The organism is Nitrososphaera sp. AFS, from assembly GCF_009898475.1.
Taxonomy (GTDB): Archaea; Thermoproteota; Nitrososphaeria; order Nitrososphaerales; family Nitrososphaeraceae; genus Nitrosopolaris.
Genome location: NZ_QURE01000143.1, coordinates 1 through 6232 on the forward strand (window position 1 = coordinate 1; position 6232 = coordinate 6232).

Consider the following 6232-nt stretch of genomic DNA (forward strand, 5'->3'; position numbering starts at 1 on the left):
TTAGGAGCAGAAACACCAGCAAAGAATCCATACGTAGCAGAAATGTACAAACTAGCATTAGAAGGAAAGCTGTACAGCAGAGCTATCCCATAAGATAAGCATCGACCTAAAGGGCATACCTACATATCTGTGCCATTAGTTGTCATGTGGTAGATCTGAACTAGCCGTTTGGATCTACCGCTACCACTTGACGCTCATTTGTATTGTAGGATGAATTATTTTACAAATAACACTGGTTAGAGCTACGATATTGTATTAGTTACACGATGATCAATCATATGAGGTGACCCTGCCACATTTCATGAAGTAACGCTGCTGCCTATTATTTAAAATCTGTTGTATGATTACGAGCGTGATTGCTTTGATGTAATCAACCTGTTCATCAATTTTGTATCTCATTTCGCTCTCCTCTTATTTGTTTAGACCTTTGTTTTGTATTACCCTTCTGGCATCTTGTTCTTACCCTTCTCTCATCGATTTCTTTATCCGAAATACAGAAAAATTACTATCTTCATACAAATAGTCTAATTCATTCTCCTTCCGTCATATCCGTGTCACTCGTTATATTACTCCTCAAAATTCAGCAATTAGTTCATTATATCCTGATTCTATCTCTTTGAACTTGGATTTGCTCTTCTCATCTACCTCTGATTTAACATCGGCATGGAGCTTTCATATCAAAAAGGGAATTCTATTGATAAAACTAAATGTAGCTATCACAGGAGAAGACAGATTTGCACCAACAATCTGGACATCGGCTTATTCCAAACTATTTCCTCAAATTTCAGTAGGTGAAGTCAATACTTCTACCACCACTAGTACCAATCCTATTCATTTATTTCTTTACTAGATAACAGGATGTAGTAAGAAATATGAACTTCGGCTTGATGAAGTAAAGTCATGTACACATGCCTTGATTATAGGTTTAATAACTACTATGCCGTAATAATTAATGGTCCCAAATGTATATTGCATCTCCGTATACAAAGGCCGAAGAGAAACATAAACACAGATGTAATGCCTGCGGGATAGAGTTTGAGAGCGCTGAGCAACTTAGCACTCATAATAGATTGGAACACAGCAGTGACGCCCATTCACCTGCAGGGATAGCCTGAGGAATCAAATCCATCAAAATTTTTTGTGGCCTAATAATTTGAGTTGGCCATGTCGTATGTTTATATTGGCCCCTAGAACACTGCTTTTTTCATGCGCGATCCACATTTGCGACAGGTTCTGCCAGAAACCTTTCTTCCACAAGATAAGCAAATATACGTTATTTTGGAGCCGCCACTAATGTTATTGTTAGCATGCTGCCCCTTATTGGTTGCAGTATCAGAATTAGAATTACTTAGACCTAGAGAGTTTAACGTATTAGACCCCCTTTTTCTAGTATAAACGATAAATCCTATATAAGCAGATAAAAACAGTCCTAGACCGAGTATTAATCCAAATAAGTGTGTCAATAACATACTGAGCCCGATACTGCCACCAAGGAAAAGCAGTCTGAATCTTTGAATTTGTTTCAAATTACTTGCTTTGCTCTAACTAAAATCAGAAAAAAGTAAAGCTTGGGTTATCTGTCCATACGTCAAATTAAATCTTGTAGTCGTCCATTGCTGCTAGTGGTAATTTAAGGAACACTTCAGCTCCATCATATCTTTGGACGTATGTAATACTCATTCCTCGTACCGATTGATGTTACAACTATAGAGCCACTGGTTACTGCTACTACACTCCCTATAGGTTCATTGTCTGTGGTTCTTACACTTTTGTTAACGATGTTGTCCCAGTTTAAAACTGCAGGTTCGTTATCTCCTTCTGCCACAGTCTTTTTCCTTTCAATCATCGGTACACGGTTTTCTATATCTGGAGGAACACTTACAGTCTCTTGTCCTGTAACAGAACTACTAGCCTGAGAGACAGCACCGAACCCAGCGGCACCTGTATTATATTTGCTATATTCTTCTACTTTAGGCGGACTGTTTCTGGAGAATGTATCTTTAAGCTCCCTTTTGGATACTTTAAACCACAAATTATGTCCATCATAACCTTCAACAAGATATTTCGGAATGTAGTAAGTTTTTTTGTTTGCTATTCCCTTCACGGTAATAACATAATTTGTGCCGATGCTTTGCACTTCACCAAGATCGTCATCATTTATTCCTCGTGCTTCCTTTTTAATTACTTTATCCCAATTGATAAATGGTTCCATACCTCATATTGGAAGACATTAAATAAAACAACTATGCAAGCGATTGCAGCCTCTTGAATTCTACTGTTTGCTTGTTTGCAAACACATGAACGGATTTGTATTACTTTGCAATGTTATGCCTATTATATCATTAAATATTATACGATGACTTATTATATTATGATTCAGAGCACTAGAGTTTTGCGTGGGCGTACCAAAGTGGTTACTGCTACCGTAATTGCGTTATTCCTCATCTCAGGCCTTGTGATAGCAGCAAGTCTTTATACAGGAAGGGCATATGCACAAGTAAATACGTCCCCATCGCTGTCAGGTACTACATTTCCTCCGCCTATTTTCTATCAACTCAGGAATCAACCTTCTTATGCAATTACTATCCCATTTAGTTCCCTTGGCACACCTCAGTTTGAACCAGCAGATATATCTATACCAGCTGGTATGACAGTAATTTGGTTTAATGATGACAGCGGGCTTCATACTGTAACTACTATGTTTAATAGTACATACACTCCTCCACACACCTTGAATTCTGGACCAATACAAGGGAATGGTGGTTCATTTATCCAAACGTTCACAAAACCGGGTACGTATGATTACTATGATCAATTCGACCCTTCAGTACATGGTAGAATTACAGTAAGCACAGGGATGGAGACTGGTAAAAACTTTAATATGCTTGTTGGCGGGGGTGGTTTGCCATTTAGTCCAAGCCACGCCAAGAGATTTGTGCTAACTTTTGTACCTAAGACTGTCAAGATTCCGCCTACAATAGCGCTGACATATAACGTGACTCTCTTAAATTCAACTGGTAAGCCACTATACAGTCATAGATATGATACTGCTGATGGAATACTAGATCTAGAATTAGTTCCTACCCATAAATCACTAGCAAAGAATGCAACATCAGACTTTACTACATGGGGACCAGATTTCATAGGGCAAGAGTCTATTAGAAGCACAGGCACATTTCATATAAAAGGACCGGTGTTGGTTGACAATTCTCTATACAGTATTAGAGTCGGCATAGTAGCTAACAGCAATTCAATATTGCCTACGCCAATAGCAGATACATTTGCATTACCACCAAATAGCTCCACAAAGTAGGTTATACTTAAACAACATAAAGAAGAGAGTAGATACTTATAATAGGATGGAAAGAAGATACTAATAAGAGGAGTAAGACTCTTTGCGATCAGATATAGTATACATACATTTTTACGACCAAATTTATATCTATTCTGTGTAGTCATTCTTACAAAGTTAGATGCTAATTACGCTTGCACCAATGTTTTTTATTTAATTACAGATCTGAATTTGTTATATCCTATATTGATCAGAAAATGATAGTGATTCCAAAAACAACTGCTCTAAAAGTCTTTGGTGCAATTATATTGGCAACAGGGTTATTGACAATAGGAGGACTAACAAATGGCTCAATCATCAACCACGTTTCTGCACAGTCGTCACAACAATTTACAGCCAAATTGACAGGTAGCAACGGGGTGCCGCCCATAAAGACTCCAGCCACAGGTGTCGCAAAGTTTACCCTTAGTCCAAACGGAAAATCGCTAAGCTATACTCTGAATGTCACTAATATCAATAGTGTCATAGGAGCTCATATCCATAGCGGTAACGCAAAGCAGAATGGACCAATTGTACTGATTCTATATGGAAACCCCACTATGACAAACCCTCCTACAGGAAAGGTTAATGGTATGTTATCTAAAGGGAATACCACAGCGTCAGATCTTAAAGGTCCTTTGGCTGGTAAACAAATGTCTGATTTGCTGAATCTGATTAAGGCTGGAAATGCATATGTGAATGTGCATACCACGCAAAACCCAAAAGGTGAGATCAGAGGACAAATAACTTCATAGATAAGAACACGATAATAATAATAACCCGCCCATTTTTCTTTTTACAATAGTTTCAATCCACGTATGGTATCAGGATCTTAGCTAGGCGTACTTCAAATTTAAGGAAATGACTGAGGCCGCGATATTGTTAGTATTCTAATAGATTTGATGATTACAGCCATAGCATAAAATTGCAGGTTCCTGCTACAAGAGGAGAACACCCCTCATTCGATGGTATCAAACCTACTCAATGGAATATTTTTATCGTTTGAATAACCCAATAATTTCATTCATAGTTCCAGGCTCAGACTTTGTGTTGCTCATATAGAGCCAACAATACATATTAGAGAATACAAGCCTGTCTTTTGCTTCAAGTCCAGCAAGGTAACCTACTATGTTAGCAGTAGCAGCATCCCATGAATCACCTGCACCAATTAGATTTCTAATTTGATCTCTTTTCGTAGGACAAAAAGCAGCGTCACTACCATCAGACCATGCAGTATATTTCTTAGCATGATTAACAGTGTTTCCTGTTTTTATGGCAAATTCTTTTAGATTTTCTTGTGTCTCTTTCTCATTGTCTGTAATTTTCGAAAAAGAATTAGAATTAGAATTATAGTCTATTGCCTCTAATATTGAATTATACTCGTTTTCATTTACGCTCAAGATGGCGTTTGAGTCTCTTATTACTTTAAGCAAAGAAGGAATATCTTTTTTTCTTTCTTGCATATCGCCAGGGTCAACAAAATGCAGTGCTCTTGCCGACTTTGCAAATACATATTCTGCTAATGATGTACCTAAAGAATTACTGCTCCAGTCAACTACTGCTACTGCAGCAGCACCTTGAAGAGCTCTGACATCGTCTTTAGAACTTAGCGTTTCTGGTCCAAATTTATTATTATCTTTTATATCACTTAAATTTACTTGGAAACCTCATCCAAAAATTCAAATGCTGTATTATAGCCTTGTTTTCCATTCTTGGTATTAAGGTTTATGCCGTCTCCAAAAGAAGAGAATTTTTGCTTGAGCATATCTAATCCCATTTTATCTGCCATACAAAAAAGAGTCACATTCAATCCGAGCTTTGCAAGACAATACGCAACATTAACAGCTTTGCCTCCTGCTTGTTCATGTATAGAGATTCCTCTGACTGCACCGGTACCAAATTGTAATTTTTTGTCTATTAAATCAAATAATTCTTGCCTTGACTTTAATTTTATAATATGATCAATAATATAATCAGACACCACGACAACTGGAAGGTTAAGATCAAGTTTTAACAGCTTATCAATCAATCAATGTCATGTACATTAGAATATGCGTTCTATTATACTGTTGTAAATATTATATTGTATTACACAATGGAATATTATTGAAACCACATGTATATTATGGCAAGTATCTATCCTGTGTAGCTTGGCTTATCGTTGACTGATGGGAGAGCCTATTAGTGGCGTTTTGACTTTACTAAAGGCTCGAGCTGGAAAACAAATAATGATTTCCAAGCCGCATTCATAGTGAGACTACCCTTCTACTTCTAGACTGCACTAATCGATGTTATTTATCTGATGTTGCCGATAGAGTGTAAGAAAGCTCACACTACCCCCTTCCTGCAGGCAACAATTTCAGAACCTTTTAGTCTATTTGTTTTTTCATAATTGCTTTTTAGCAGAACCTGTAGTGATCATGGTGATGATACTTTTAAAACCACCGATATGAATCAACAAAAGGAATCTACGCAGACTGCCTTGATTGTAAATCCTAACTCAGCGGGAGGATCGACACAAAAAGACTGGGAAGATATCTACGGTAAGGTCAAAGGGACTCTTGGGAGTCTCAAAGTAGTATTTAGTAAAAAGAGAGGGGATGGAACTAATTTGGCAAGAGACTTGCTTAAGCAAGGATTTGATAAAATTATAGCTTTAGGTGGAGATGGTACTATAAACGAAGTTGCGAATGGCTTTTTTGAAGAAATTATAGTAGGGAGTTATCATAATTCCAATGGCAACGATACTGTTTTTGAACTACCGGAGCTCAGACCCATAAATCCGAACGCTATAATGGGTATAATTCCTTCAGGTTCACGAAATATTCTAGCCAAGTCACTAGATATGCCTGTTGAAATTATTGAATGTTGCCAGAGATTTTTGGATGCAAAACCACAGAA

10 protein-coding genes and 1 pseudogene are annotated in these 6232 nt (G+C 37.4%); 6 read left to right on the plus strand and 5 right to left on the minus strand.

All coding sequences use genetic code 11. The annotated features are described in order from the left end of the window. Window positions 1-93: pseudogene (locus DYY65_RS13125) on the plus strand (methane monooxygenase/ammonia monooxygenase subunit C); the annotation flags it as partial. Window positions 94-270: 177 nt separating this feature from the next. Here DYY65_RS13125 and DYY65_RS12820 read toward each other — a convergent pair. Further along, window positions 271-399, minus strand: a complete 129-nt coding sequence (locus tag DYY65_RS12820) for a hypothetical protein (RefSeq protein WP_255457525.1) — start codon at window positions 397-399, stop codon at window positions 271-273. A 295-nt stretch (window positions 400-694) separates the two neighbouring features. Between DYY65_RS12820 and DYY65_RS11645 the strand changes: the two genes are divergently transcribed. Beyond that, window positions 695-850 carry a hypothetical protein gene (locus DYY65_RS11645; protein WP_162478125.1) on the plus strand — a complete coding sequence of 52 codons (156 nt, stop codon included), beginning with the start codon at window positions 695-697 and terminating at the stop codon, window positions 848-850. A gap of 112 nt (window positions 851-962) precedes the next feature. Next, entirely contained in the window at window positions 963-1115 is a 153-nt protein-coding gene (locus DYY65_RS11650; protein WP_162478126.1) for a hypothetical protein, read from the plus strand. Window positions 1116-1187: 72 nt separating this feature from the next. On the opposite strand, the gene DYY65_RS11655 is transcribed toward DYY65_RS11650, so the two are convergent. Together DYY65_RS11655 and DYY65_RS11660 are read right to left on the minus strand one after the other, a co-directional pair. Then, window positions 1188-1526, minus strand: coding sequence for a hypothetical protein (locus tag DYY65_RS11655; protein WP_162478127.1), 339 nt, complete (start codon window positions 1524-1526; stop codon window positions 1188-1190). Window positions 1527-1651: 125 nt separating this feature from the next. Further along, window positions 1652-2212, minus strand: a complete 561-nt coding sequence (locus DYY65_RS11660; protein WP_162478128.1) for a hypothetical protein — start codon at window positions 2210-2212, stop codon at window positions 1652-1654. 159 nt (window positions 2213-2371) lie between these two features. On the opposite strand from DYY65_RS11660, the gene DYY65_RS11665 reads away from it, so the two are divergent. Together DYY65_RS11665 and DYY65_RS11670 are read left to right on the plus strand one after the other, a co-directional pair. After that, entirely contained in the window at window positions 2372-3313 is a 942-nt protein-coding gene (locus DYY65_RS11665; RefSeq protein ID WP_162478129.1) for a cupredoxin domain-containing protein, read from the plus strand. Window positions 3314-3555: 242 nt separating this feature from the next. Beyond that, window positions 3556-4086: a CHRD domain-containing protein gene (locus DYY65_RS11670; RefSeq protein WP_162478130.1), complete on the plus strand. Its 531-nt coding sequence runs from the start codon at window positions 3556-3558 to the stop codon at window positions 4084-4086. A gap of 240 nt (window positions 4087-4326) precedes the next feature. Here the strand turns inward: DYY65_RS11670 and DYY65_RS11675 are convergent, their stop codons facing one another. Then, window positions 4327-4794, minus strand: a complete 468-nt coding sequence (locus tag DYY65_RS11675) for a hypothetical protein (protein ID WP_162478131.1) — start codon at window positions 4792-4794, stop codon at window positions 4327-4329. A 191-nt stretch (window positions 4795-4985) separates the two neighbouring features. Then, complete coding sequence (locus DYY65_RS11680; RefSeq protein ID WP_162478132.1) at window positions 4986-5360, minus strand: PfkB family carbohydrate kinase; 375 nt, start codon at window positions 5358-5360, stop codon at window positions 4986-4988. Between the two features lie 420 nt (window positions 5361-5780). Here DYY65_RS11680 and DYY65_RS11685 point away from each other — a divergent pair. Beyond that, on the plus strand, window positions 5781-6232 hold a 452-nt coding region (locus DYY65_RS11685), incomplete at its 3' end, for a diacylglycerol/lipid kinase family protein (protein ID WP_201449492.1).